Here is a 24,297-nt window from a genome sequence, read left to right on the forward strand (position 1 = left end):
CTGCCACGCTCCTTCCCAAGAAAGGCCTGCGTAGCCGATGGCTCCCCGCCTCTCCATCGTCGTTCCGATCTACAACGTCGAGCGCTATCTCGTCGAATGCCTCGACTCGATCGCCGCCCAGACCTTCACGGACTTCGAGTGCGTCATGGTCGACGACGGTTCGAAGGACGGCAGCGCGGCGCTCGCCGATGCGTACGCGGCCAAGGACTCCCGGTTCCGCCTGGTCCGCCAGGTGAACAAGGGCCTCGGCGCGGCCCGCAACACGGGTATCCGCCACATCGACCCGGACTCCGAGTTCCTCTGCTTCGTCGACAGCGACGACTCGATGCCGCCGAGCGCGTACGAGCTGATGATCAACACGCTGGACGAGACCGGCTCCGACTTCGCCACCGGCAACGTGCTGCGGTTCCGCGCGGTGGGCTACTACCAGTCCGGCGGCCATGTGAAGCCGTTCAAGGAGACCAGGCTCAAGACCCACATCACCGAGATCCCCGCGCTGGTCACCGACCGCACGGCCTGGAACAAGGTGTACCGCCGTTCCTTCTTCGACGCGGCCGGCCTGCTCTACCCCGAGGGCATCCTGTACGAGGACGCCCCGGTCAGCGTGCCGCACCACTACCTCGCCAAGAGCGTGGACGTGCTCTCCGAGCCGATCTACCACTGGCGTGAGCGCGAGGTCGGCGAGATGTCGATCACGCAGATGCGCACCAACCCCAAGGGCCTGATCGACCGGGTGGCCTCGGTGGAGCTGGTCCGCGGCTGGCTGAAGAAGCAGACCGACCCGCGCTTCGCCCAGTACCTGCACTCCTACGACGAGAACACCCTCGTCGAGGAGATCCCGATGTTCTTCTGGTCCGTCGTGGACGGCGACAAGGAGTACCGGGACGCCTACCTCAAGCACGTCAGCCGGCTGCTCCGGGCGATCGGCCCCGAGCACGTCCGCAAGCTGCGCGCGCCGCTGCGGCTGAAGTACCACCTGACCCTCCAGGGCCGGATCGACGAGTTCGTCGAGCAGATGAAGTTCGAGGGCGAGAGCAACGGCGGCGCTCCGGCGCGCGGCCTGCTGCGCCCGTACGCCGACTACCCGTTCCTGCGCGGCGGGCGCAAGAGCGTGCCGGCCGGCGTCCTCAAGCTGGACAACTCGCTGGTCATGCGCAGCCGGCTGTACGAGTCGGCCTGGGTCGGCGGCAGGCTCCAGCTGACCGGGCACGCCTACCCGGAGCAGCTCGGTGCCGAGAACCGGCACGACATGGTCAAGGTGCTGGTGCTGCGCGAGGCCAAGGGCCGCCGGGTGCTGGCCGTGCCGACGAAGGCGCAGTACAGCCCGGAGGCCACCGCCAGCTCCAAGCACGACCTGTACAACTGCGACTGGGCCGGTTTCACCGCCAGCATCGACCCCAAGCGGCTGAAGCAGCGGGGCCAGTGGAAGGACGGCAACTGGCGGGTGCTGGTGGCCGGCGCCGGCAAGGGCGGCGTCTACAAGGGCCGGATCTCGGCCGGCTGGAGCGACACCGCGCAGTACATCCCGGCGCACTGGGTCGAGCCGGACGTGCGGATCGTGCCGTGGGTCCGCGACGGCCACGTCTACCTGCGGGTGGAGAACGTGCGCGCCCGGGTGACCGGCCTGGCCGGACAGGGCGGCCGGGTGGAGCTCTCCGGCGCGGCCCGCTCCGGCCCGGACCTCGCCGGGGCCCGGTTCAAGCTCACCCACGTCGAGTCCGACCGCGAGCTGCTGTACCCGCTGGAGCTCGGTACCCCCGTCGGGATGCTCCAGCCGTTCAGCACCTCCTTCCCGGTGGACGAGCTGACCGCCGTCCGCGAGGCCTGGGCCGCGCTCGACCCGGTCGCCAACGAGCGCAGCCGCGACCGCTGGGACACCGCCCTGCTGCTCGCCGACGGCTCCACCGTCCCGGTGGCGCTGGACGACCGCAGCGCCCCCGAGCGGCTGCACCTCGCGCTGAACCCGCTGGCCCCGGTCCACGAGCGCCGCGCGCTGTACTCCAAGCCCTCCCCCGGCGGCTACCTCCAGCTCTCCGACCAGCTGCTGCAGCCGGTGGTGGAGGAGGTCGCCTCCCGCGGCGCCGACGGCTTCCTGCTCAGCGGCACCTTCCCGCTGCCCGGCACGCACCGCTGGGAGCTGGTGGTCCGGCACAACTGGCGGGAGGAGGAGCACGCGTACCCGGTGGAGATCGCGGACGGCCGGTTCCGGGCCGCGCTGCCGCCGGTGCCGACGGCCTCCTTCGCCGGCCGGGTGCCGCTCGCCCAGGGCACCTGGGACGTCTTCTTCCGCCCGGTCGGCGCCCAGGCCGGCATCACCGCGCAGTCTCCCGCGCTGATCGCGCCCGAGTGCTTCGGCTCGCTGCCGCTGGAGGTGGAGTCGCGCGGCAAGCGGATCGTGCTGGAGCGCCGCCACTACGACGGCCTCTCGCTGGAGTCGCACTCCGCGCTGCTGCCCGAGGAGCGCAGCGGCTACCGGCAGCGCCAGCTGCGCGGTGTCGACTACCCGGCCGCCCGCCGGCACCCGCTGCGCGACACCGTGCTCTACAACGTCGCGCTCGGCGGGCTCTACGCGGACTCGCCGCGGGCGATCCACGAGGAGCTGGTCCGCCGGGGCCTGCCGCTGGAGCACCTGTGGGGCAGCGACGACCTGCAGGCCGAACTGCCGCAGACGACCGGCGCGATCCGGCTCTGGAGCCCCGAGTGGTTCGAGGCGCTGGCCACCGCCAAGTACATCGTCACCAGCGCGCACCTGCCGGACTTCTTCGTCCGCCGCCCCGGCCAGGTGGTCGTGCAGACCTGGCACGGCAGCCCGCTGAAGCAGATCGGGTACGACTTCGAGAAGATCTGGTTCACCGACGCCAACTACCTGAAGGACGTCGCCAAGGAGGTCCCGAACTGGAACCTGCTGGTCGCCGGGAGCCGCTTCGCGGCGCCGGTGCTGCGCCGCGCGTTCGACTTCAAGGGCGAGATCCTGGAGAGCGGTTCGCCGCGCAACGACCTGCTGTTCGCCCCCGACCGGGAGAAGACCGCCGAGCAGGTCCGCGGGCGGCTCGGTCTGCCCGAGGGCAAGAAGGTGGTGCTGTACGCGCCGACCTTCCGGGAGGACCGCCGCCGTCCGAACGGCGGTTACCAGCTGGACCTGCGGATCGACCTGGAGGCCGCCAAGGCCGCCCTCGGCGACGACCAGGTGCTGCTGGTGCGCCGGCACAGCGTGATGTGCGGTCAGATCCCCGGCGCCGGAAACGGCTACATCTGGGACGTGGGCAGCTACCCCGACATGGCCGAACTGCTGCTGGTCGCCGACGTGTTGGTCACCGACTACACGGCGACGGTGTTCGACTTCGCCGCGACCGGCAAGCCGATGCTGTTCTTCACGTACGACCTGGAGCACTACCGCGACAACCTGCGCGGCTTCAGCATCGACTTCGAGTCGGAGGCGCCCGGCCCGCTGCTGGCCACCTCCGAGGAGCTGGTCGCCGCGCTGGGCCGGGTGGACGAGCTGGCCGGCGAGTACGCCGGCAAGTACACGGCGTTCCGCGAGGCGTACTGCGACCTGGACGACGGCCAGGCCGCCGCCCGCGTGGTGGACGGCATGCTCCGGCAGGAGTAGCGGCGGCGCTCCGCCGCACCCTCCGAGGCGCCCGACGCGACGACCGCGTCGGGCGCCTCGGCGCTCTCCGGCGGCCGGCCACACGCTCGCGGATCCGGGGCGGGCCGGCCTCCGGTCAGGCGAAGGAGTAGCCCCGCCAGGGCCGCCAGACCTCGTCGGCGTCGAACCGGGAGAGGCCGAACCCCGGCACCGGGAAGGACGCCTGGAAGGCCCGGGCCTGCTCGTGGGCCTGGTCCAGCACGTCGTCCGACAGGCCGTGCGCCACCGTGACGTGCGGGTGGTAGGGGAAGGCCAGCTCCCGGGCCAGCGGGCCGGAGCGGATGTCCGCCTCCAGCAGCCGGCACTCCTGCGTGCCCTCCTCGACCCGGACGAAGACCACCGGCGAGACCGGGCGGAAGCTGCCGCCGCCCCGCAGCACCATCCGGAACGGCCGGTGCGCGGCGGCCACCGCCGCCAGGTGCTCTTCGATCTTCGGCAGCAGCGCGGCCGGCACCTCGGTCGGCGGCAGCAGCGTGACGTGCGTGGGTATCGACCGGGCCAGCGGATCGCCGTGCCCGGCCCGCGCGTCCTGGATCGCCGAGCCGTACGGATCCGGGACGCTCACGGACACGCCGATGGTGACGACCTCGGGGAGGTCGCCACCACCGGGCAGGCTCGCGAGCGGCATCACCGCTTGGCGGCCGGGAGGAAGCCGATCCGGTCGTACACCGTCTCCAGCGTCTGCGACGCCACCGCGCGGGCCTTCTCGGCCCCGATCGCCAGCACCCGGTCCAGCTCGGCCGGGTCGTCCAGGAAGGTGTGGGTGCGCTGCTGGAAGGGCGTCACCCACTCGGTGAACAGCTCGGCCAGCTCGGTCTTCAGGGCGCCGTACATCCGGCCCTCGAAGTGCGCGACCAGCTGGTCGATCGACTGGCCGCTGAGCGCGGAGTGAATGCGCAGCAGGTTGGAGACGCCGGCCTTCTCCTCCTCGTCGTAGGAGACGACGGTGCCGGTGTCGGTGACGGCGCTCTTGAACTTCTTGGCGCTCGCCTTCGGGTCGTCCAGCAGGTTCACCAGGCCCTTGGCCGAGGAGGCGGACTTGCTCATCTTGGCGCCCGGGTCCTGGAGGTCCAGGATCTTGGCCGTCTCCTTGAGGATGTACGGCTTGGGCACCGTGAAGGTGGGCCGGTAGCGGGTGTTGAAGCGCTCCGCGAGGTCACGGGTGAGCTCCAGGTGCTGGCGCTGGTCCTCGCCGACGGGCACCGCGTCCGCCTGGTAGAGCAGGATGTCGGCGATCTGGAGGACCGGGTAGGTGAAGAGGCCGACCGAGGTGCGGTCGCTGCCCTGCTTGGCGGACTTGTCCTTGAACTGGGTCATCCGGGCGGCCTCGCCGAAGCCGGTGAGGCAGTTCATCACCCAGGCGAGCTGCGCGTGCTCGGGCACGTGGGACTGGACGAACAGGGTGCAGTGCTCCGGGTCCAGGCCCGCGCCGAGCAACTGGGCGGCGGAGATCCTGGTGTTCTGGCGCAGCGTCGCCGGGTCCTGCTCGACGGTGATCGCGTGCAGGTCGACCACCATGTAGAAGGCGTCGTTGGCCTCCTGGAGATCGACCCACTGGCGCACCGCGCCGAGATAGTTGCCGAGGTGGAACGAGCCGGAGGTGGGCTGGATGCCGGAGAGCACCCGGGGACGGTCCTTGACCGGACCAGTGACCGCTGCGTTGACCATGGGGGTCATTGTTCCAGTTCCACCGACCGGTCAGGAAACCTCTGCCCCGGGAGGTTCCGGCAGTGTGACGGCACTCACCCTGACCCGGGCGATCCGGCGGCCCTCCAGCTTCGCCACCGTCAGCAGGACGCCGTCGGCCCCGTCGGCGATCCGGACGTGGTCGCCGTCGGCCGGCAGCCGGCCGAGCGCCGCCACCAGGCAGCCGGCCACCGTCTCGTACGGGCCCTCGGGCAGGGCGACGCCGGTCTCCTCGGCGAAGTCGCCCAGGTTCAGCAGGCCGTCCAGCTCCATGCCGCCGCCGGCCAGCCGGCGGGTGGTGGTGGGCTCCTGGGAGTCGTACTCGTCGCGGATCTCGCCGATCACCTCCTCGACCAGGTCCTCCAGGGTGACGATGCCGGCGGTGCCGCCGTACTCGTCCACCACGATCGCCAGGTGATGGCCCTCACGGCGCATCTCGCCCATCGCCGCCAGCACCCGTTTGGTGCCGGGCAGCAGCTTGACCGGGCGGGCCAGGTCGCGGACCTTCACGGCCTGCTCGCCGCGGGCGCCGTAGAGGTCGCGGACGTGGACGAAGCCGGTCACCGCGTCGTAGCTGCCCTCGACCACCGGGTAGCGCGAGTGCGGGGAGGAGTCGGCCTGCTCGCGGACCTCGGCCAGCGGGCGTTCGGCGTCCAGGAAGGTCACCTCGGTGCGCGGGACCATCACCTCGCGCAGCTGGCGCTCCCCGGCGGAGAACACGTCCGCGATCAACGCCCTTTCGTCACTGCCGAGTTCGGTGTTGGTGGCGACCAGGCCGCGCAGCTCCTCGGAGCTCATCGAGCCGCGCCCGGCCGCCGGGTCACCGCCGAGCAGGCGGACCATCAGGTTGGTGGAGTGCCCGAGCAGCCAGATCACCGGGCGCAGCGCCACCGACATCACGTCCACCACCGGTGCGGCGAGCACGGCGATGGAGTCGGCCCGCTGGAGGCCGATCCGCTTGGGGGTGAGCTCGCCGAGCACCAGCGAGGCGTAGCTGATCAGCAGGGTCAGCCCGACCAGGGCGAGGGCGTCGGCGACGCCCTCGGAGAGCCCGGCCCGGACGAACAGCGGCGCCACCTTGCCGGCCAGGGTGTCCGCGCCGAAGGCGGCGGACAGGAAGCCCATGCAGGTCACGCCGACCTGGACGGCGGCCAGGAACCGGTTCGGGTCGGCCGCGAGGTGCGCGGCCCGGGCGGATCTGCGGGTGCCGCGCGCCGCCAGCGATCTGATCTGGCCCTCGCGCAGCGAGATCAGCGAGATCTCGGCGACGTTGAACAGCCCGCCCAGCATGATGAAGACGAGGACGAGCGCCGCGTCCTCGAGGGTTTCGGTCACAGCGGGTCAGTGTAGGACCGGCCGGCGGCCGGGGACGGGACGCCGCGTGGACCGGCCGGCGGCCGGTCCGCACGACGGCCCGCCTCCTCCGGAGAGGCGGCGGGCCGTCGGACGTTCCGTGGTGGCGGGGCTCAGATGAGGCCCAGCTCCTGGACCGCGTCGCGCTCCTCGGTCAGCTCCTGGACCGAGGCGTCGATGCGGGCGCGGGAGAAGTCGGAGATCTCCAGGCCCTGGACGATCTCGAAGGAGCCGTCCTTGGTGGTGACCGGGAAGGAGGAGATCAGGCCGGCCGGGACACCGTAGGAGCCGTCGGAGACGACACCCATCGAGGTCCAGTCGCCCTCGGCGGTGCCGTTGACCCAGGTGTGGACGTGGTCGATGGCGGCGTTGGCGGCCGAGGCGGCCGAGGAGGCGCCACGGGCCTCGATGATGGCGGCGCCGCGCTTGGCGACGGTCGGGATGAAGGTCTCCGTCAGCCAGGCCTGGTCGCTGCCGATGGCCTCGAAGGCGGGCTTGCCGGCGATCTCGGCCTGGAACACGTCCGGGTACTGGGTCGCGGAGTGGTTGCCCCAGATGGTGACCTTCTTGATGTCGGCCACGGTGGCGCCGGTCTTGATGGCCAGCTGGCCGACCGCGCGGTTGTGGTCCAGACGGGTCATCGCGGTGAAACGCTCGGCCGGCACGTCCGGGGCGTTGCGCTGGGCGATCAGGGCGTTGGTGTTGGCCGGGTTGCCGACGACCAGGACCTTGATGTCGTCCGCGGCGTGGTCGTTGATGGCCTTGCCCTGCGGACCGAAGATGCCGCCGTTGGCCTGCAGCAGGTCGCCGCGCTCCATGCCCGCGGTGCGCGGACGGGCGCCGACCAGCAGGGCGACGTTGGCGCCGTCGAAGGCCTCGCCCGCGTTGTCGGTGATCTTGATGTCGCGCAGCAGCGGGAAGGCGCAGTCGATGAGCTCCATCGCGGTGCCCTCGGCGGCCTTGAGGCCCTGCGGGATCTCCAGGAGGCGCAGGTTCACCGGCACGTCGGCGCCGAGCAGGTGGCCCGAGGCGATGCGGAAGAGCAGCGCGTAGCCGATCTGGCCGGCCGCTCCGGTGATGGTGACGTTGACGGGGGTGCGGGTCATTTCTACCTTCTCCAGCAAATCGCCAGGTGCCCCAGGCACACCGGCGCACTGGAGCCGAGGACGGTCTCTCGACATCGAGAGACCGGCGTCAGGTTATCGCAAAGGGAAGCGTACGCCGCGGGTGCGGTCGTGGCAGATAGGTCACAGACGGCGGCGGCCCCCGCCCGGGATGCCGGGCAGGGGCCGCCTGGGGCCGGACCGCTCAGTGCTTGGGACGGCCGATCAGGTTGCCGATGTTGTCCAGCAACGGCATCTCCAGCCACGGGTTGGGCTGGGCCACCAGGGTCAGCAGCACGATCGACACGCCGAGGAAGGTCAGCACGATCACGTCGGTGAAGCGGCTGCGCACCGCCAGCATGCCGACCTCGGGCAGGACCAGCCGCAGCACCGCGCCGAGCAGCACACCGCCGCCGAGGATCAGCAGCCCGTACTTGAAGCCGTCCTTGAAGTCGGCGAACCAGGTGACCGCGAGCCCGGCGCCGACCACCAGCAGGACCAGCGTTATCGGCCACTGGCGGACCGGCAGGGCGTGTTCACGGCCCAGGGCCGCCGCCGAGCCCTCGGGCGGCAGGGTGCCGGTGGTCTTGACCGGCGGCCTGCGCCGGGTCCGCACCGGTCGGGGTTCGCTCATGCCTGGCCGCTCCCCCGGTGTCAGATGCCGGCGCGGCGCTCGGCCGCCTCGACGATGTTGTTGAGCAGCATGGCACGGGTCATCGGGCCGACGCCGCCGGGGTTCGGGGAGATCCAGCCGGCCACCTCGGCCACGCCCGGGTGCACGTCCCCGACGATCTTGCCCTCGCTGCGGCTGACGCCGACGTCCAGCACGGCGGCGCCCGGCTTGACGTCCTCCGGCTTGACCAGGTGCGGCACACCGGCCGCGGCCACGACGATGTCGGCCTTGCGCAGGTGGTAGGCGAGGTCACGGGTGCCGGTGTGGCAGAGGGTGACGGTGGCGTTCTCGCTCCGGCGGGTGAGCAGCAGGCCGATCGAGCGGCCGACGGTGACGCCGCGGCCGATCACGACCACCTCGGCGCCGTTGATCTCGACGCCGTGCCGGCGCAGCAGCTCGACGATGCCGAGCGGGGTGCAGGGCAGCGGCCCCTCGATGCCCAGCGCCAGCCGGCCGAGCGAGGTGGGGTGCAGGCCGTCCGCGTCCTTGTCCGGGTCCATCAGCTCCAGGACCGGGTTCTGGTCGAGGCCCTTGGGCAGCGGGAGCTGGACGATGTAGCCGGTGCAGGCCGGGTCGGCGTTGAGCTCGCGGACGACGTTCTCGACGTCCTCCTGGGTGGCGGTGGCGGGCAGCTCGCGCTGGATCGAGGCGATGCCGACCTCGGCGCAGTCCTTGTGCTTTCCGTTGACGTACCAGCGGCTGCCCGGGTCGTCGCCGACCAGGACGGTGCCGAGGCCGGGCGTGACGCCCTTGGCCTTGAGGGCCGCCACGCGGGCGGCGAGTTCGGACTTGATCGCGGCGGCGGTGGCCTTGCCATCGAGAATCTGGGCAGTCATGAGCCCATTCTCCCGGATCGGGGCGGCCGTCCGTGCCAGGCCCCGGCGGGTACCGGACATGCTGAGCACGTTGCGGTTGCGCCACAGTCCGGTCCGGCGCGCGGGCACGGCTGGACATCGCCCGGCCGCCCGGTTGACGATATGCGGGCATTCCCCGCCGCTTCCGGCCCTGTGACGGGCCGACGGAACACCGGCGGGGGCGTAACCGGGGGAAAGAACCAGTGAGCCGACCAGACCAGACAGTGCCGCCCGACCACCGCGGCATCGCGTTGTCAGAACCGCGGCCGTCGATGCTCCTGTTCCCACGTCGCTGAGCCGCGTCCGGCGCCGGGCATCCGCGCCGCCCTGTCAGTGCGCTCCGCTACTGTCCCGTCCGGCCGGTGGTCCGTCCCTCCGGTCCGTCCCGGGTCCTCCGCTGTCCCGTCCCCACGTCCCCATCCTGCCCGGAGGCATCGATGAGCTACCCGTCCGACCCGAACAACCCGTACGGCCAGCAGCCCCCGCCGCCGCAGCAGCCGCCCGGGTACGGCTACCCGCAGCAGGCCCCGCCGGCCGCCGGATACGGCTACCCCCAGCAGGCCCCGCCGGCCGCCGGATACGGCTACCCCCAGCAGCCGCCGCAGCAGCAGGCGTACGGGTACGCGCCGATGCCGGGCACCATCCAGGCCAACAACGGCTACATCAACATCGCGCACCTGGGCACGGTGAAGATCGCCACCATGGGCCAGCGGTTCCTGGCCCGGCTGATCGACTTCGCGGCGGTCGGCGCGGTCTTCGCGCTGGCGGCGGCGCTCGGCCTGGCCAGCGCGGTGGGCATCGCCAAGGACCAGAAGGACTGCGTCTACACCCCGGGCAACCTGACGGCGTACAACGACTGCGTGGCCCAGAACCAGGACGCCGCCAACGGCATCGCGGTGACCTTCCTGATCGGCTTCGGGCTGCTGGCCGCGTTCAACCTGCTGTACGAGTGGCTGATGGTCTCCCTCGCGGGCGCCACGCTCGGCAAGATGGCGATGGGCCTGCGGGTCGTCAAGGAGAGCAACGGCGGGCACCCCGGCGTCGGCGGCGGCTTCATCCGCTTCATCATCCCGATCGTCGGCGGCATCCTCTGCTACATCGGCGCCCTGCTGGTGTACCTGTCGCCGTTCTTCGACAACTCCGGGAAGCTGCAGGGCTGGCACGACCGTGCCGCCGGCACCCTGGTGATCAAGAAGTAACGCGCACCGCACGACAGAGCGGCCCGGTCCCCTCCGCGGAGGGGACCGGGCCGCTCTGTCACGCCGTCACCGGGATCAGTGGAAGAAGTGGCGGGTGCCGGTGAAGTACATGGTCACGCCGGCCTCGGCGGCGGCCGCGATCACCTCTTCGTCGCGGATCGAACCGCCCGGCTGCACCACGGCCTTCACGCCGCCCTCGATCAGGATCTGCAGGCCGTCGGCGAACGGGAAGAACGCGTCGGAGGCCGCGTACGAGCCCTTGGCCCGCTCGCCGGCCCGCTCGACCGCGAGCTTCGCCGAGTCGACCCGGTTGACCTGGCCCATGCCGACGCCCACCGAGGCGCCGCCCTTGGCCAGCAGGATGGCGTTGGACTTGACCGCCCGGCAGGCCCGCCAGGCGAAGGCCAGCTCGGCCAGCCCGGCCTCGGTCAGCGCCTCGCCGGTGGCCAGCGTCCAGGTCGCCGGGTCGTCGCCCGCGGCGTGCACCCGGTCGGCGTCCTGGAGCAGCACGCCGCCGGAGATCGGGCGGACCTCCTGGCGGTTGGCCGGTGCCTCGGGGGCGAGCAGCACCCGGAGGTTCTTCTTGCGGGCCAGCACCTCGACGGCGCCGTCCTCGTACGCCGGGGCGACGACGACCTCGGTGAAGATCGGCGCGATCTGCTCGGCCAGTTCGACGGTGACCGGGCGGTTGACGGCGATCACGCCGCCGTACGCGGAGACCGGGTCGCACTCGTGTGCCTTGCGGTGCGCCTCGGCGACGTCGGCGCCGGTCGCGATGCCGCACGGGTTGGCGTGCTTGATGATCGCGACGGCCGGCTCGGCGTGGTCGTACGCGGCGCGGCGGGCGGCGTCGGTGTCGACGTAGTTGTTGTACGACATCTCCTTGCCGTGCAGCTGCTCGGCGCCGGCCAGGCCCCCGGTGCCGTCCACGTACAGCGCGGCGCCCTGGTGCGGGTTCTCGCCGTAGCGCAGCACGTTCTGCCGCTCCCAGGTGGCGCCCAGGAACTCGGGGAACCGCTCGTCGCTGGGCGCGTAGCCGGCCTCGAACCAGGAGGCGACCGCGACGTCGTACGCGGCGGTGTGCGCGAACGCGGCACCGGCCAGGCGCTTGCGGGTGGCCAGGTCGAAACCGCCCTCCTGGGCGGCCTTCAGGACGTCGCCGTAGCGGGCCGGGTCGACCACGACGGCGACCGACGGGTGGTTCTTGGCGGCGGCGCGGACCATGCTCGGGCCGCCGATGTCGATCTGCTCGACACACTCGTCCGGGGTGGCGCCGGAGGCGACCGTGGCCTTGAACGGGTAGAGGTTCACCACGACCAGGTCGAAGGGCTCGACGCCCAGTTCGGCCAGCTGGGCGCGGTGCGACTCCAGGCGCAGGTCGGCGAGCACGCCGGCGTGCACGCGGGGGTGCAGCGTCTTCACGCGCCCGTCCAGGCACTCCGGGAAGCCGGTCAGCTCGGAGACCTCGGTCACCGGCACACCGGCGGCGGCGATCCGGCCGGCGGTGGAGCCGGTGGAGACGATGGAGACCCCGGCGGCGTGCAGGCCCTGGGCCAGCTCCTCCAGACCGGTCTTGTCGTACACGCTGATCAGCGCACGACGGATCGGACGGATGTTCTCGGAGACAGGGGGGGTGGTGGAGCTGGCACTCATGCCGGGATCCATACCTTTCGGTCCTCGATGCGGTGGCCCTCGCGGGCCAGCCGGCCCACGACGTCGACGAGCAGCTTGCGCTCGACAGTCTTGATGCGCTCGTGCAGCGCTTCGCCGCCATCGGCGTGGTCGGCGTCGGTGACCTCCACGACGCCCTGCGCGATGATCGGCCCGGTGTCCACTCCGGCGTCGACCAGGTGGACGGTGCAGCCGGTGACCTTCACTCCGTACGCGAGCGCGTCGGGGACGCCGCGCGCACCGGGGAAGGACGGCAGCAGTGCGGGGTGGGTGTTGACGATCCGTCCGGCGAAGGCCTCGATGAACCCGGGGCCGAGGATCTTCATAAAGCCTGCCGTGACCACCAGGTCCGGCTCGTACGTCGCGACGGAGGAGGTCAGCGCGCGGTCCCAGCCGGCCCGGTCGGGGAAGTCCTTCACCCGGTGCACAAAGGTCGGCAGGCCGGCGCGGTCCGCGCGCTCCAGGCCCGCGATGGCGTCGCGGTCCGCGCCGACGGCCACGATCTCCGCTCCGAAGGCCGGATCGGCGACGGCGTCGATCAGCGCCTGCAGGTTGGTGCCCGAACCGGAGACCAGCACCACCAGGCGGGCCGGTCCGGGCTTGCGGGGCGGGAAGAGCTGAGCGGGGGCGGCGGCCACTGCGCGATTCTCCGTAGGTCAGGGGCCGCCCGCTGGTACGTCCACCGGCGGTGGGGCCACTACGAACGGCAGGTCGAGCGAGGGGGAACACCCGGGAAACCCGCCGCGACGCGGGCCCGCGGGAACCTGGGTGAGCTGCTGACCGTCACCACGATAACGGCTGGTCGGACGGCCTCCGAAACACCCGGACGGCGCTACGCGCGTAGTTGAGACGGGGATCTCTCCGGACCACCCACCGCGGATCCGGACCCCGACCGCGGGCCCCCGAATCGGCCCACGCGCGGCTGCGGGATCATAGGGTGCGTGGGCACCTGCCCCACGAACCGAGAAGGAATGGCTGAACCATGAGCAGCGGTGACAACACCGGCGAGCGCAACCCCTTCGCGCCGCCGCCGGCGGATGCCCCGGACCAGCCGTGGCAGCCGCGCACTCCCCCGCCCGCCGAGGGCGGGGAGGCACCCGACGACGCGGCCTCCGAGGAGCGTCCGCAGGTCCCGCCGCCGCACCCGTGGAGCCCGGGCCACCAGGGCGGCGGCTGGCACCCCCGGCCGCCCGCGCCGCAGCAGCCCCGGCTCGACCCCGGCGACCCGGCCCAGCGCCGGGCCCGCAACGCGGCCCTGGCCGGGATGGCGTCGCTGGTCTGCGCGATCGCCGGGATCTACTACGTCGCGCTGTTCGTCGGCGCGCTCGCCATCCTCTGGGGCGTCAACGCGATGCGGGCGCCCAAGCCGGCCACCGGCACCACCACCGGCGGCACGCCCACCGCGGCCGCCGCCGTGCCCGCCACGCCGAACCCGCTGACCCCGGCGGCGCTCGGCGGTGTGCTCACCGGGGCGGTGACGGTGGTCTTCGTGTCCTGCGTGATCGGGCTCAGCCTGTACTACAACGACTACGTCACCTGCGTCCGGGACTCGCTCACCGCGACCGGCGAGCAGGGCTGCGACCGGCTCGCGCCCAAGTGGTACGTGGACATCGCCACCAAGGGCGAGTAGGCAGCGGCCCGTCGAGGGGGCAGGTCGGCCGGGGCGGTCGGCGGCGGGAACGGTCGGCGACAGGGGGGCGGGTAGGGCTCAGCCCGCGCCGTCCGCGCGCCCGCCCAGCCGCACCACCACCGCGTACGCCCGGGCGCGCAACGCCAGCGCGCTCCGGCGCGCACGACCCGCGAGCGCCGGGCCACCACGCAGCGCCCCGAACCGCACCAGCAGCGCGCCCGGCACCGCCACCGCGGCGACCCAGCCCGCGGCCGCCAGGCCCGTCCGCCACGGCACCGGGCCCAGCCGAGCCATCCGGCCGCCGGCCAGCGCGCCGCCCGAGAACCCGCCCAGCACCGCCGCCGCGGCGCCGGTCAGCAGCGCCGTCGCCAGCACCGCCGCGACCGTCGCGACCGGATGCCACGGGGCGCCCTCGCCGCGCCGTCCGGCCGCCGCCCGGCCCAGCAGCAGGGCCGGCACCACCCCGGCCAGCGCGGGCAGCAGGCAGGCGAGCAGCCGCCAGCCGCCCGCGCCCGACTCCGGCAGCAGCGCGAACAGCGGGAACTCGGGCACCGGCCCCAGCACCGTGCCGGACGGCGCCACCACCGTCCCGGCCCCGGCGGCGAAGCCCGGGCCCAGCGCGTACGCCGTGCCCCAGAGCACGGCGTTGGGCAGCAGGACCAGACTGAGCAGAACCAGTCCGGCCACGGCGGCCGGGCCGCCGGCGAGCGGGGTCGCCCCGCGCCCGCCGCCGGCCGCCGCGTCCAGCAACGCCGCCACGGCGACCACCACCCCGCCCGCGGCCACCAGGGCCGCCCCGGCCGCCAGCGCCGCCGCACGGACCACGGGCGCGCCGCCGGTGGCGCGGGCCCAGACCGGCACCCGCCCGTAGAAGGCCGACCAGCACGCCCGGCCGCGCTCCCCCGACCGGACCGAACGGACACCCGCGGCGGTCGCGGCGGCGGCCAGCAGCGCCACCGCCAGCACGTCCGGCAGCACCCGGCTGCGGAACGCGCCGCCGCCCGAGCACTGCACCACCACCCCGGCCGCCACCGCGCAGTAGCCGGCCCAGACCGCCACCGGACCGCTCCGGCGCGCCCGCAGGCCCCGGCGGGACGCCACCCGGGCGCCCATGCGGTGGAGCTGACCCACCGCCAGCAGGCCGAGCAGCAGCGGGGTGACGGTCAGCGGGGCGTCCGCACCCCCGCGCAGCACCGGCGCGCCGTGCCCGAGCAGCCAGAGCGCTCCGGCCAGCCGGGCGGCGCCGGGCGCACCGTCGTCCGCGTACGGGGTCACCACCCAGAGCCCGAGCACCGGCACCGCGACCACGGCCAGGCCGAGCAGCGCCGTCCGCACCCCGACGAACAGGTCGGCCAGCACGGGTCTGGCGCCCAGTTCGCCCGGCACTTCCAGGATCGGACGGCCCATCAGCTGCGTCATGCGCCTCATGGTGCCAAGGCGACTCGCCATGCTCCGTGAAGGGGCAAACCGCCGTCGTGTCCCAGATTATTAGCTTATGCGCATTTTCAGACCATGCCCTCACGCCGCCGCCCCCACTTCGGCGCGGAACGTCTGATGACCACCCCGCCGACCGCCGAGCGCCCCGACGGCTCCCCCGCCGACGGCCAGCCCGCGCCGCAGGACCGTTCGGGAAAGGGCCGGTCCGGACCCGGCCGCACCGCGAAGGCCGCCGGAGACACCGGCGCCACCGCCCGCACCGAGGAGGAAATTTTCCGGCTGCTACGGCGGCTGACGCCGCGTGAGGTCCAGGCGCTGGCCCACCTCGCGGCCGGCCAGGACCTCGCCCGGTCGGCGGCGGCGCTCGGGGTCACCCCGGACACCGTCCGCGGCTGGCTGCACCGGGCCATGCGGAAGCTCGGCACCCGGACCCCTGCCGAGGCCGCCGCCCTCGCCGCCCTGCTGAGCCCCGCGCGGACCGCGCCCGCGGGGAACGGGCCGGACGGAACCGCCGGGCCCGACGAACCTCCGGGCGTACGCACCGCCGGGCCGGGCGCCGCGACCGCCGGGGACCGCCCGGAGCCGGGTGGCGGCCCCGCCCGGCGGCCCCCGGTGGTCGGCACGGAGCGGAGGCGGCAGCCGCCCGGTACCGGCTCCCCCGACGGGGCGGGCACCCGGCCCGCGGACCCGGCCCGGCCGGGCGACGGGCGACAGCCCGTCGCCGGCACCGGGCAGCGGCCCGCTCCGACCGCGCCGACGGACGCCAGGCCCCCCGGTGAACCGGCCTCCCGTCACGGCGCCCATGACGGCTACGGTGCCCACGACCGTCAGGGGGCCGGCGCCGGGCACCCGCCCGCGTGGTCCGCGGTCACCCCGGCCCCGCCGCCCGCCCCGGCGGTCCGCGCCCCCGTCGCCTCGTTCGAGGAGTCGTACGAGACCGCCCACACCCGGCTGGTGCAGCAGGTGTTCCTCGTCGCCACCTGCAGGCACCGGGCCGTGCACTGCGTCGGCCGGGCCTTCGGGGAGGCCCGGCGGCGGTGGGAGGAGGTGGTGGCCGGCGGCGACCCGGAGGTCTGGGTCCGGGTGCGCGCCTGCGACCTGGCGCTCTCCCCCTGGCACCGGGGCGGTCCGCGCCGGGCGCACGTCTGGCGGCTGCCGCACCGGCGGATCAGGGTCCGCCCGGCCGACGAGTCCCAGCCGGTGCTGCCGGACCACGACCGTCTCACCGACCGCGACCACGCCCTGCTCAAGGCGCTCAAGCGGCTCTCCCGCCCGCAGCGCCGGGCGCTGGTGCTGCACGACGGGCTGGGGCTGCCCGCCACCGCCGTCGCGGTCGAGGTGGAGTCGACGCTGACGGCCGCCGAGGGCCGGGTCTGGGCCGCCCGGACGGCGCTGGCGCACTGGGTGCCGGACCTGGTCGGGCCGGATCCGACGGCGGACGGCTTCGCCGACCGGCTCAGCGGGCTGCTGCACCGGGCGGCCGTCCGCGCCTGCCCGGAGCCGCACCGCTCACCGGTCCCGGTGCTGCGCGCACGCAGCGGGCTGCGCAACGCCGCCCGGACCGGGGCGGCGGCGCTGCTCACGGTGGCGGTGAGCGGTGCGGCGGTGGCGACCCTGGCCGGCGAAGGGCCGTCGGTGCTGTTCCGCCCGTCCGCGCCGCCCACCCCGGTGCTCTGCGTCCCGGCCGAGAAGGACACCGTCCCGGCCCTCCCCGACGGCCCGGAGCCCGGTGTCCGCAGTTTCTGGTGCAGCACCGCCCCGGGCGTCGAAGCCGTCATGGTGGCCCCCCCGCCGCCCCGGGCCGCCCGCCCGTGGGAGCTGACCACCACCAGGCACGCCGCGCCGCTGCCGCCGCCGCCCGGGCCGGTGGACTGCACCCGCCGGCCGCTCCGCCCCTGCGCGGCGGACGACGGCTGAGCACGGCGGAGGCGGAAACGTCGAGCGCCCCTGCCCGGACCGGACAGGGGCGCTCGACGAGCGGGGCGAGCGTCAGCCGATGAGCTCGCGCGCCAGGCGGGCGGTCTCGGACGGCGTCTTGCCGACCTTGACACCGGCGGCCTCGAGGGCCTCCTTCTTCGCCTGGGCGGTGCCCGAGGAGCCGGAGACGATGGCGCCGGCGTGGCCCATGGTCTTGCCCTCGGGGGCGGTGAAGCCCGCGACGTAGCCGACGACCGGCTTGGTGACGTGCTCGGCGATGTAGGCCGCGGCACGCTCCTCGGCGTCGCCGCCGATCTCACCGATCATGACGATCAGCTCGGTCTCCGGGTCCTCCTGGAACGCCTTGAGGGCGTCGATGTGGGTGGTGCCGATGACCGGGTCACCGCCGATGCCCACGGCCGAGGAGAAGCCGATGTCGCGCAGCTCGTACATGAGCTGGTAGGTCAGGGTGCCGGACTTCGAGACCAGGCCGATCTTGCCGGACGTGGTGATGTCGGCCGGGATGATGCCGGCGTTCGACTGTCCGGGGCTGATCAGGCCGGGGCAGTTCGGGCCGATGATCCGGGTCTTGTTGCCCTTCGAGCCCGCGTACGCCCAGAAGGCGGCGGTGTCGTGCACCGGGACGCCCTCGGTGATGACGACGGCCAGGCCGATCTCGGCGTCGATGGCCTCGACGACGGCGTCCTTGGTGAACTTCGGCGGCACGAAGATGACGGTGACATCGGCACCGGTCTTCTCGATGGCCTCGGCGACGGTGCCGAAGACGGGCACCTCGGTGCCGTCGACGTCCACGGTGGTGCCGGCCTTGCGCGGGTTCACACCGCCGACGATCCGGGTGCCGGAGGCGAGCATGCGGCGGGTGTGCTTCATGCCCTCGGAGCCGGTCATGCCCTGGACGATGACCTTGCTGTCCTTGGTAAGGAAGATAGCCATGGTGTTAAGTCCCCTTCCTTACTTGTTGGCCAGCTCGGCGGCGCGGTCGGCCGCACCGTCCATGGTGTCCACCTGCTGCACCAGCGGGTGGTTGGCGTCGGTCAGGATCTTACGACCCAGCTCGGCGTTGTTGCCGTCGAGGCGGACGACCAGCGGCTTGCTGACCTCCCCGCCCTTCTCCGCCAGCAGGGCCAGCGCCTGGACGATGCCGTTCGCGACGGCGTCGCACGCGGTGATACCGCCGAAGACGTTGACGAAGACCGACTTGACGTCGGCGTCGCCGAGGATGATCTCCAGGCCGTTGGCCATGACCTCGGCCGAGGCGCCGCCGCCGATGTCGAGGAAGTTGGCGGGCTTCACGTTGCCGTGCTTCTCGCCGGCGTAGGCGACGACGTCGAGAGTGCTCATGACGAGACCCGCGCCGTTGCCGATGATGCCGACCTCGCCGTCGAGCTTGACGTAGTTCAGGCCCTTGGCCTTCGCCGCCGCCTCCAGCGGGTTGGCGGCGGCCTTGTCCTCGAGCGCCTCGTGCCCGGGCTGACGGAACTCGGCGTTCTCGTCCAGGGAGACCTTGCCGTCCAGCGCGATGATCTTGCCCTCACCGGACTTGATCAGCGGGTTGACCTCGACGAGGAGCGCGTCCTCGGCGATGAAGACCTTCCACAGCTTCTGCAGGACCTCGGCGACCTGGTCGGCGACCTCAGCCGGGAACTTCGCCGCGGCGACGATCTCGGCGGCCTTCTCCGGGGTGCAGCCCTCGTTGGCGTCGACCGGGATCTTGGCGAGCGCGTCCGGGTTCTCCTCCGCGACGACCTCGATCTCCACGCCGCCCTCGACGCTGGCCATGGCCAGGAAGGTGCGGTTGGTGCGGTCCAGCAGGAACGAGACGTAGTACTCGTCCTTGATGTCCGCGGTCTGGGCCAGCATCACCTTGTGAACGGTGTGGCCCTTGATGTCCATGCCGAGGATCGCCTCGGCCTTGGCGACGGCGTCCGCCGGGTCGGCGGCGAGCTTCACGCCACCGGCCTTGCCTCGGCCACCCACCTTCACCTGAGCCTTGACGACGGCGCGGCCGCCGAAGCGCTCCGCGATGGCGGCAGCGTCTGCGGCAGTCTCGATGACATCGCCGTCAAGCACGGGCACACCGTGCTTGGCGAAGAGGTCCCTCGCCTGGTACTCGAACAGGTCCACGTGTTTGTCCTTGTTCGTGGTCGCGGATTGTGTCTCTACGAGCGTGCCACGGCAGGATCTTCGCTGCGGGTCGTCGGGGCGGTGCGGGTACGCAGAAGAACGGCCTTGCGGCCCACACAGCCACGGGCGCACACGTCAATCAACACGCGCGTCACGTCCGTCTGGCAGGTTATCCCCGGACGACGGGAGTGTTTCGCCCGGGACCGGCCAGTCTTTGGTGAGAACCGTCACAGCCAGCCTACGAGGGTCTGTCACAGGCCCTGTCCTGCGGCGGACCGGGTTCGCGCATCCGGGTGAATCCGCGCCCCCGGCCGTTACACCCCCTGGTCGGGCACCGGTATCGGGCGCTTCTCGATCGCCGCCGCCATGATCTCCGGGAAGACGTCCGGGGTGCAGGCGAACGCCGGGGCGCCGAGCGCGGCCAGTGCCGCGGCGTGCGCGTGGTCGTACGCGGGCGCACCTTCGTCGGAGAGCGCGAGCAGCGCGATGAACTGGACGCCGGCCGCCTTCATCGCCGCCACCCGCTTGAGCATCTCGTCGCGGATTCCGCCCTCGTAGAGGTCGCTGATCAGCACCACGACGGTCTCGGACGGGCGGGTGATCCTCGACTGGCAGTAGGCGAGCGCCCGGTTGATGTCGGTGCCGCCGCCGAGCCGGGTGGCGAACAGGACGTCCACCGGGTCGGTGAGCTGCTCGGTGAGGTCCACCACCGAGGTGTCGAAGACGACCAGCCGGGTGTCCAGGCTCCTCATCGAGGCGAGCACCGCGCCGAACACCGCCGAGTGCACCACGGACGGCGCCATCGAGCCGGACTGGTCGATGCAGAGGATGACGTCCTTCTTCACCGCGCGCTGCGCACGGGCGTAGCCGACCAGCCGCTCGGGGACGACCGTGCCGTACTCGGGCAGGTAGTTCTTCAGGTTGGCCCGGATGGTGCGGTCCCAGTCGATGTCGCGGTGGCGCGGGCGGTTCACCTTGGCGCTGCGGTCCAGCGCGCCGCCCAGGGTGGCCCGGGTGCGGTCGGCGAGCCTGCGCTCCAGCTCGGCGACCACCTTGCCGACCACCGCGCGGGCGGTCTCCCGGGTGGTCTCCGGCAGCGCGTGCTTCAGCGAGAGCAGGGTGCCGACCAGGTGGACGTCCGGCTCGACGGCCTCCAGCATCTCCGGCTCCAGCAGCAGGTGGTCCAGGCCGAGCCGGGTGATGGCGTCCTGCTGCATCAACTGCACGACGGTGGAGGGGAAGTACTCGCGGATGTCGCCCAGCCAGCGCGCCACCTGCGGCGCCGAGCCGCCCAGGCCGGCGCTGCGGCGGCCGCCCGTCGCGGCCCTGCCCTCCGGCGGAGCCCCGCGGTACAGCGCGGCGAGCGCACCGTCCATGGCGGCGTCCCGGCCGCGCAGCGCACAGCCCGTCCCGTCCGCCTCGCCGCCGAGCACCAGCCGCCAGCGGCGCAGCCGTTCCTCGGCGGCGGGGGAGGTGGTCACTGCCATCGGACGCTCCTTCGGTGGGTGCGGATCAGGTGTCGCGGCCGGCGGCCTGCAGGGGAATCCGCGGCAGTCCGCCGGGGAGGCCGAGCAGGAGGGCGAGGGTGGGCAGCGCGGCGTCGGCCCTGGCCTGGTCGAGCAGGGCCCCGTCCGTCCCGGCCGGGGCCGCAGCGGCGTCGAGCGGGCCGGCCGCGACCCGGCTGCCGACCGTGGTGCGCACCCCCGCCTCCAGCGCGGAGAAGGTACGGCGCAGCAGTGGCAGCACATCGGTGAAGACCTCCGCCGGCACCGCCGTCAGCCAGGCGTCGAGCAGGCCGAGCAGCCGGGGGTCGTGCAGCAGCAGGGCCCCGCCGCCGGTGAGGAAGCCCTCGACCCAGCCGGCCGCGTCCGCCGGGACGTTGGCCACCGAGAGGACCAGGCCCATCCGGCGGCCGGCCTCCTCGGAGCCGAGCCGGCCGTCGTCGAGCAGCAGCCGGACGGCGCGGCCGCGCAGCAGGCCGGGGACGCCCGTCGCCGGGCCGCCGGTGGGCTCGCGACGGGCGAGCGAGCGCAGGGCGGCGGCCCACCGGTCGGCGAGGTCGCCGGAGGCATCGGGGGCGTCGGGGGAGTCAGGGGCGTCGGCCGGTTCCAGCAGGCCGATCGCGCCGTGCACCTCGTCGAGGTGGCCGCGCATCGCCGTGGCGCCGGCCGCGTCAAGACCGGTGCAGGCGGGCGGCAGCCCGACGCAGATCCGGTCGGCGAGACCGGTCGCGGCCTCGGCGAGCGCGCCGTTGTCGGTGCCCCGGACGTCGCCGTAGCGCAGTGCGCGGACCAGGGCGGGCAGGGCGCCCGCGAGGTGGGCGACATCGGTGTCCAGGGCCGCGCAGTCGGCGAGCACCCGCATCACGGCGGGCAGCGCCCCGCCCAGCCCGGCGAGCAGGCAGGTCTCCACCAGGCCGGTGAGTTCGGCGAGTTCGACGGCGGCCCGGGCGGTGCCGACGGCCTTGCCGACCGCCGCGTCCTCGACCGTGGTGCCCCACTGGGCGGCCTCGGCGATCCGGACCGCGAACTCGGGCTGCCAGCAGAGCCGCCAGCTCTCCCGGAAGGTGCCCGTCGAGTGGACGGCGGACCGCACCGGCACGCCCCACTCGACGCCGAGCAGGCGCAGCCGGTGCAGCAGCCGCGAGCGCGCCGCGTCGTTCTCCCTGCGCAGGTCGAGGTCGAGGTCGCGCGGCTCGACGTCCGGCTTCAGCCGCAGGGAGCGCTGCAGCCGGGACAGGTCCCGTTGCAGCGGCACCGCCGGTGCGGCGTCCGGCACCGTGCCGAGCGCGTCGCCGATCACCAGCCGGTCCCGGACCAGCTCCAGCGCGACGTCCGACCCGTCGCACATCACCGACCGGACGGCGTCGAGCGTCTCGGTCAGCCCGGCCAGCGGCCGGCCGCGCATCACCGCCAGCGTGCGGGCCAGCCGGACGGCCTCGATGACGTGCGCGGAGGAGACCGGGTGGTCCTCGGCCCGCAGCAGCTCGGCGGCCCTGGCCAGCCACTTCGGCAGCGGATCGCCCGACGCGGCGAACAGGTGGTGGTACCAGCCCGGCGAGGCGATCCCGGCGCCGTACCCGGTGAGTCGGGAGAGCCGGCGGTGCGTCCAGGGCACCCAGGTGATGTCGGTCCTGACCTTCTTCGGCAGGCCGGCGAGCAGCGCGCGGTCATGGGCGACCGTCGGCATGGCGGCCAGGGCCGGGACGTGGAAGGCGCCGCAGACCACCGCGATCCGCCGGTGGCCGGCCCGCCGGGCGGCGCGGATCTGCTGGCGCATGTACGCCTCCCGCAGCTCGTCGCGCCGCCGCTCCCCGACCCCCTCCTCGCGCAGCGCGGTCATCGCCTCCGCGACGGCCGCGAACGGGGCGAACTCGTCGGCGCCGGGCGTGCGGTGCTCGATCACGTCCTCCCACCAGCGCTCCGGGTCGTCGTGGCCGGCCGCCTCGGCGAGCAGCGCGATCGGGTCGCCGGGTACCGCCTCGTCCGGCCCGGGATCCGCCTCCTCCGTCACGGCGAAGCCGTACGCCGCCGGGAGGTCGATGAAGCGGACCGGGAGTTCGCGCTCGACGCCGTAGCGGATCGCCACCCACTCCGGGGAGAACTCGGCGTACGGCCAGAACGCGGCCCTGGCCGGATCGTCCACGGCGTGGGCGAGCAGCGCGACCGGCGGCACCATGTCCTTCTCGCCCGCCAGCCCGATGATCGGATCGGCCTCCGGCGGGCCCTCGATCAGCACCGCGTCCGGCCGCAGTCGCTCCAGCGCGGCGGCCACCGCGCGGGCCGAGCCCGGACCGTGGTGCCGTACGCCCAGCAGCGTCACCTCTGCGCTCATCGCGCCCTCCCTCCCTGGAACTCGAACGACGGCCGTCTCAGCGGGTGTGCTCGCGGGCGGCACGGTAGAAGTCCTTCCAGCCGTCCCGCTCGCGGACGACGCCCTCGACGTACTCGCGCCACACCGCCTGGTCGGCCACCGGATCCCGGACGACGGCCCCAAGAATGCCCGCCGTGACGTCGCCGGCCCGCAGCACGCCGTCGCCGAAGTGGGTGGCCAGGGCAAGCCCGTTCGTCACGACCGAGATCGCCTCCGCGGTCGACAGCGTCCCGCTCGGGGTCTTCACCTTCGTCCGGCCGTCCGTCGTGATCCCGGCCCGCAGCTCGCGGAAGACGGTGACCACACGCCTGATCTCCTCGGCGCCGCCGGGCAGTTGGGGCAGCTCCAGCGAGCTGCCGAGCTGGTTGACCCGGCGGGTGACGATGTCCACCTCCTCCTCCAGCGAACCGGGCAGTGGCAGCACCACGGTGTTGAACCGCCGGCGCAGGGCGCTCGACAGCTCGTTCACGCCCCGGTCCCGGTCGTTGGCGGTGGCGATCAGGTTGAAGCCCCGCACCGCCTGCGTCTCGCCGCCCAACTCCGGTACCGGCAGCGTCTTCTCCGACAGGATCGTGATCAGGCTGTCCTGCACGTCCGCCGGGATGCGGGTCAGCTCCTCGACCCGGGCGATCTTCCCGTCGGCCATCGCCCGCATCAGCGGCGACGGCACCAGCGCGTCCCGGCTCGGGCCGTGGGCCAGCAGCTGGGCGTAGTTCCACCCGTACCGGACCGCCTCCTCCGGCGTGCCCGCGGTGCCCTGCACCAGCAGCGTCGAATCACCGCTGATCGCGGCCGCGAGATGCTCCGACACCCAGGTCTTCGCGGTACCCGGCACGCCGAGCAGCAGCAGCGCGCGGTCCGTCGCCAGCGTCGTCACCGCGACCTCGACCACCCGGCGCGGGCCGATGTACTTGGGCGTGACCACGGTGCCGTCCGGCAGCTCGCCGCCCAGCAGATAGGTGGCGACGGCCCACGGCGACAGCTTCCAGCGCTCGGGGCGCGGACGGTCGTCCTGCGCGGCCAGCGCGGCCAGTTCGGCAGCGAACGCGTCCTCCGCGTGCTGCCGCAGAACGTCGGTCATAAGGGCTCCTTCGGGTCGGCCGCCGG

18 protein-coding genes are annotated in these 24,297 nt (G+C 73.4%); 4 read left to right on the top strand and 14 right to left on the bottom strand.

Annotated features, from left to right (window positions below; genetic code table 11):
• The first annotated feature begins 37 nt into the window (after positions 1-37).
• The gene (locus ACIQIB_RS00840; protein WP_400756135.1) at positions 38-3,610 is read left to right on the top strand and encodes a CDP-glycerol glycerophosphotransferase family protein; all 3,573 of its coding nucleotides are present in this window, start codon (positions 38-40) and stop codon (positions 3,608-3,610) included.
• Positions 3,611-3,725: 115 nt separating this feature from the next.
• Here the strand turns inward: ACIQIB_RS00840 and ACIQIB_RS00845 are convergent, their stop codons facing one another.
• The 6 genes from ACIQIB_RS00845 to ACIQIB_RS00870 all read right to left on the bottom strand — a co-directional run bounded on the left by ACIQIB_RS00845 (position 3,726) and on the right by ACIQIB_RS00870 (position 9,300).
• A complete protein-coding gene (locus tag ACIQIB_RS00845) occupies positions 3,726-4,277 on the bottom strand; it encodes a 2'-5' RNA ligase family protein (protein WP_363605588.1) in 552 nt (183 codons plus the stop codon).
• Entirely contained in the window at positions 4,277-5,317 is a 1,041-nt protein-coding gene (gene trpS, locus ACIQIB_RS00850) for a tryptophan--tRNA ligase (RefSeq protein WP_363605586.1), read from the bottom strand. Before trpS ends, ACIQIB_RS00845 begins: the two co-directional genes overlap by 1 nt.
• A gap of 30 nt (positions 5,318-5,347) precedes the next feature.
• Positions 5,348-6,670, bottom strand: coding sequence for a hemolysin family protein (locus tag ACIQIB_RS00855; RefSeq protein WP_363605585.1), 1,323 nt, complete (start codon positions 6,668-6,670; stop codon positions 5,348-5,350).
• A 131-nt stretch (positions 6,671-6,801) separates the two neighbouring features.
• Positions 6,802-7,794, bottom strand: a complete 993-nt coding sequence (locus ACIQIB_RS00860) for a malate dehydrogenase (protein ID WP_363605583.1) — start codon at positions 7,792-7,794, stop codon at positions 6,802-6,804.
• A gap of 202 nt (positions 7,795-7,996) precedes the next feature.
• Positions 7,997-8,425 carry a DUF3017 domain-containing protein gene (locus tag ACIQIB_RS00865; protein WP_363605582.1) on the bottom strand — a complete coding sequence of 143 codons (429 nt, stop codon included), beginning with the start codon at positions 8,423-8,425 and terminating at the stop codon, positions 7,997-7,999.
• Positions 8,426-8,445: 20 nt separating this feature from the next.
• Positions 8,446-9,300 carry a bifunctional methylenetetrahydrofolate dehydrogenase/methenyltetrahydrofolate cyclohydrolase gene (locus ACIQIB_RS00870; protein WP_350593833.1) on the bottom strand — a complete coding sequence of 285 codons (855 nt, stop codon included), beginning with the start codon at positions 9,298-9,300 and terminating at the stop codon, positions 8,446-8,448.
• A gap of 455 nt (positions 9,301-9,755) precedes the next feature.
• On the opposite strand from ACIQIB_RS00870, the gene ACIQIB_RS00875 reads away from it, so the two are divergent.
• Positions 9,756-10,517, top strand: a complete 762-nt coding sequence (locus ACIQIB_RS00875) for an RDD family protein (RefSeq protein WP_400756136.1) — start codon at positions 9,756-9,758, stop codon at positions 10,515-10,517.
• 75 nt (positions 10,518-10,592) lie between these two features.
• Here the strand turns inward: ACIQIB_RS00875 and purH are convergent, their stop codons facing one another.
• Both purH and purN read right to left on the bottom strand, forming a co-directional pair.
• Complete coding sequence (gene purH / locus ACIQIB_RS00880; protein WP_363605579.1) at positions 10,593-12,170, bottom strand: bifunctional phosphoribosylaminoimidazolecarboxamide formyltransferase/IMP cyclohydrolase; 1,578 nt, start codon at positions 12,168-12,170, stop codon at positions 10,593-10,595.
• On the bottom strand, positions 12,167-12,826 hold the full coding sequence (purN, locus tag ACIQIB_RS00885) for a phosphoribosylglycinamide formyltransferase (RefSeq protein ID WP_363605578.1): 660 nt from the start codon (positions 12,824-12,826) through the stop codon (positions 12,167-12,169). Before purN ends, purH begins: the two co-directional genes overlap by 4 nt.
• A 344-nt stretch (positions 12,827-13,170) precedes the next feature.
• Here purN and ACIQIB_RS00890 point away from each other — a divergent pair, with 344 nt between their 5' ends.
• Positions 13,171-13,818, top strand: coding sequence for a hypothetical protein (locus ACIQIB_RS00890; RefSeq protein ID WP_363605577.1), 648 nt, complete (start codon positions 13,171-13,173; stop codon positions 13,816-13,818).
• A 78-nt stretch (positions 13,819-13,896) separates the two neighbouring features.
• Here ACIQIB_RS00890 and ACIQIB_RS00895 read toward each other — a convergent pair whose 3' ends face one another.
• Positions 13,897-15,237 (bottom strand): DUF6350 family protein, encoded by a 1,341-nt coding sequence (locus tag ACIQIB_RS00895; protein WP_400756138.1) that lies wholly within the window; start codon positions 15,235-15,237, stop codon positions 13,897-13,899.
• 135 nt (positions 15,238-15,372) lie between these two features.
• Between ACIQIB_RS00895 and ACIQIB_RS00900 the strand changes: the two genes are divergently transcribed.
• Positions 15,373-17,172 carry a LuxR C-terminal-related transcriptional regulator gene (locus tag ACIQIB_RS00900; protein WP_400756139.1) on the top strand — a complete coding sequence of 600 codons (1,800 nt, stop codon included), beginning with the start codon at positions 15,373-15,375 and terminating at the stop codon, positions 17,170-17,172.
• Between the two features lie 72 nt (positions 17,173-17,244).
• Here ACIQIB_RS00900 and sucD read toward each other — a convergent pair whose 3' ends face one another.
• The 5 genes from sucD to ACIQIB_RS00925 all read right to left on the bottom strand — a co-directional run bounded on the left by sucD (position 17,245) and on the right by ACIQIB_RS00925 (position 24,271).
• Positions 17,245-18,126 (bottom strand): succinate--CoA ligase subunit alpha, encoded by an 882-nt coding sequence (sucD, locus tag ACIQIB_RS00905; protein ID WP_363605572.1) that lies wholly within the window; start codon positions 18,124-18,126, stop codon positions 17,245-17,247.
• A gap of 18 nt (positions 18,127-18,144) precedes the next feature.
• A complete protein-coding gene (gene sucC / locus ACIQIB_RS00910) occupies positions 18,145-19,317 on the bottom strand; it encodes an ADP-forming succinate--CoA ligase subunit beta (protein WP_363605571.1) in 1,173 nt (390 codons plus the stop codon).
• A gap of 314 nt (positions 19,318-19,631) precedes the next feature.
• A complete protein-coding gene (locus tag ACIQIB_RS00915; protein ID WP_363605570.1) occupies positions 19,632-20,804 on the bottom strand; it encodes a VWA domain-containing protein in 1,173 nt (390 codons plus the stop codon).
• A gap of 25 nt (positions 20,805-20,829) precedes the next feature.
• Positions 20,830-23,151 carry a DUF5682 family protein gene (locus ACIQIB_RS00920; protein ID WP_400756141.1) on the bottom strand — a complete coding sequence of 774 codons (2,322 nt, stop codon included), beginning with the start codon at positions 23,149-23,151 and terminating at the stop codon, positions 20,830-20,832.
• A gap of 37 nt (positions 23,152-23,188) precedes the next feature.
• Positions 23,189-24,271, bottom strand: coding sequence for an AAA family ATPase (locus tag ACIQIB_RS00925; RefSeq protein ID WP_400653096.1), 1,083 nt, complete (start codon positions 24,269-24,271; stop codon positions 23,189-23,191).
• Between the last annotated feature and the right edge of the window lie 26 nt (positions 24,272-24,297).

It is taken from the genome of Kitasatospora sp. NPDC092286 (assembly GCF_044755565.1).
GTDB lineage: Bacteria > Actinomycetota > Actinomycetes > Streptomycetales > Streptomycetaceae > Kitasatospora.

What these genes read in the sequence shown, in the direction of transcription:
- ACIQIB_RS00840 (WP_400756135.1), top strand. Translation starts at nt 38, where the DNA reads ATGGCTCCCCGCCTCTCCATCGTCGTTCCGATCTACAACGTCGAGCGC.
- ACIQIB_RS00845 (WP_363605588.1), bottom strand. Translation starts at nt 4,277, where the DNA reads ATGCCGCTCGCGAGCCTGCCCGGTGGTGGCGACCTCCCCGAGGTCGTC.
- trpS (WP_363605586.1), bottom strand. Translation starts at nt 5,317, where the DNA reads ATGGTCAACGCAGCGGTCACTGGTCCGGTCAAGGACCGTCCCCGGGTG.
- ACIQIB_RS00860 (WP_363605583.1), bottom strand. Translation starts at nt 7,794, where the DNA reads ATGACCCGCACCCCCGTCAACGTCACCATCACCGGAGCGGCCGGCCAG.
- ACIQIB_RS00865 (WP_363605582.1), bottom strand. Translation starts at nt 8,425, where the DNA reads ATGAGCGAACCCCGACCGGTGCGGACCCGGCGCAGGCCGCCGGTCAAG.
- ACIQIB_RS00870 (WP_350593833.1), bottom strand. Translation starts at nt 9,300, where the DNA reads ATGACTGCCCAGATTCTCGATGGCAAGGCCACCGCCGCCGCGATCAAG.
- ACIQIB_RS00875 (WP_400756136.1), top strand. Translation starts at nt 9,756, where the DNA reads ATGAGCTACCCGTCCGACCCGAACAACCCGTACGGCCAGCAGCCCCCG.
- purH (WP_363605579.1), bottom strand. Translation starts at nt 12,170, where the DNA reads ATGAGTGCCAGCTCCACCACCCCCCCTGTCTCCGAGAACATCCGTCCG.
- ACIQIB_RS00890 (WP_363605577.1), top strand. Translation starts at nt 13,171, where the DNA reads ATGAGCAGCGGTGACAACACCGGCGAGCGCAACCCCTTCGCGCCGCCG.
- ACIQIB_RS00895 (WP_400756138.1), bottom strand. Translation starts at nt 15,237, where the DNA reads ATGACGCAGCTGATGGGCCGTCCGATCCTGGAAGTGCCGGGCGAACTG.
- ACIQIB_RS00900 (WP_400756139.1), top strand. Translation starts at nt 15,373, where the DNA reads ATGACCACCCCGCCGACCGCCGAGCGCCCCGACGGCTCCCCCGCCGAC.
- sucD (WP_363605572.1), bottom strand. Translation starts at nt 18,126, where the DNA reads ATGGCTATCTTCCTTACCAAGGACAGCAAGGTCATCGTCCAGGGCATG.
- ACIQIB_RS00915 (WP_363605570.1), bottom strand. Translation starts at nt 20,804, where the DNA reads ATGGCAGTGACCACCTCCCCCGCCGCCGAGGAACGGCTGCGCCGCTGG.
- ACIQIB_RS00920 (WP_400756141.1), bottom strand. Translation starts at nt 23,151, where the DNA reads ATGAGCGCAGAGGTGACGCTGCTGGGCGTACGGCACCACGGTCCGGGC.
- ACIQIB_RS00925 (WP_400653096.1), bottom strand. Translation starts at nt 24,271, where the DNA reads ATGACCGACGTTCTGCGGCAGCACGCGGAGGACGCGTTCGCTGCCGAA.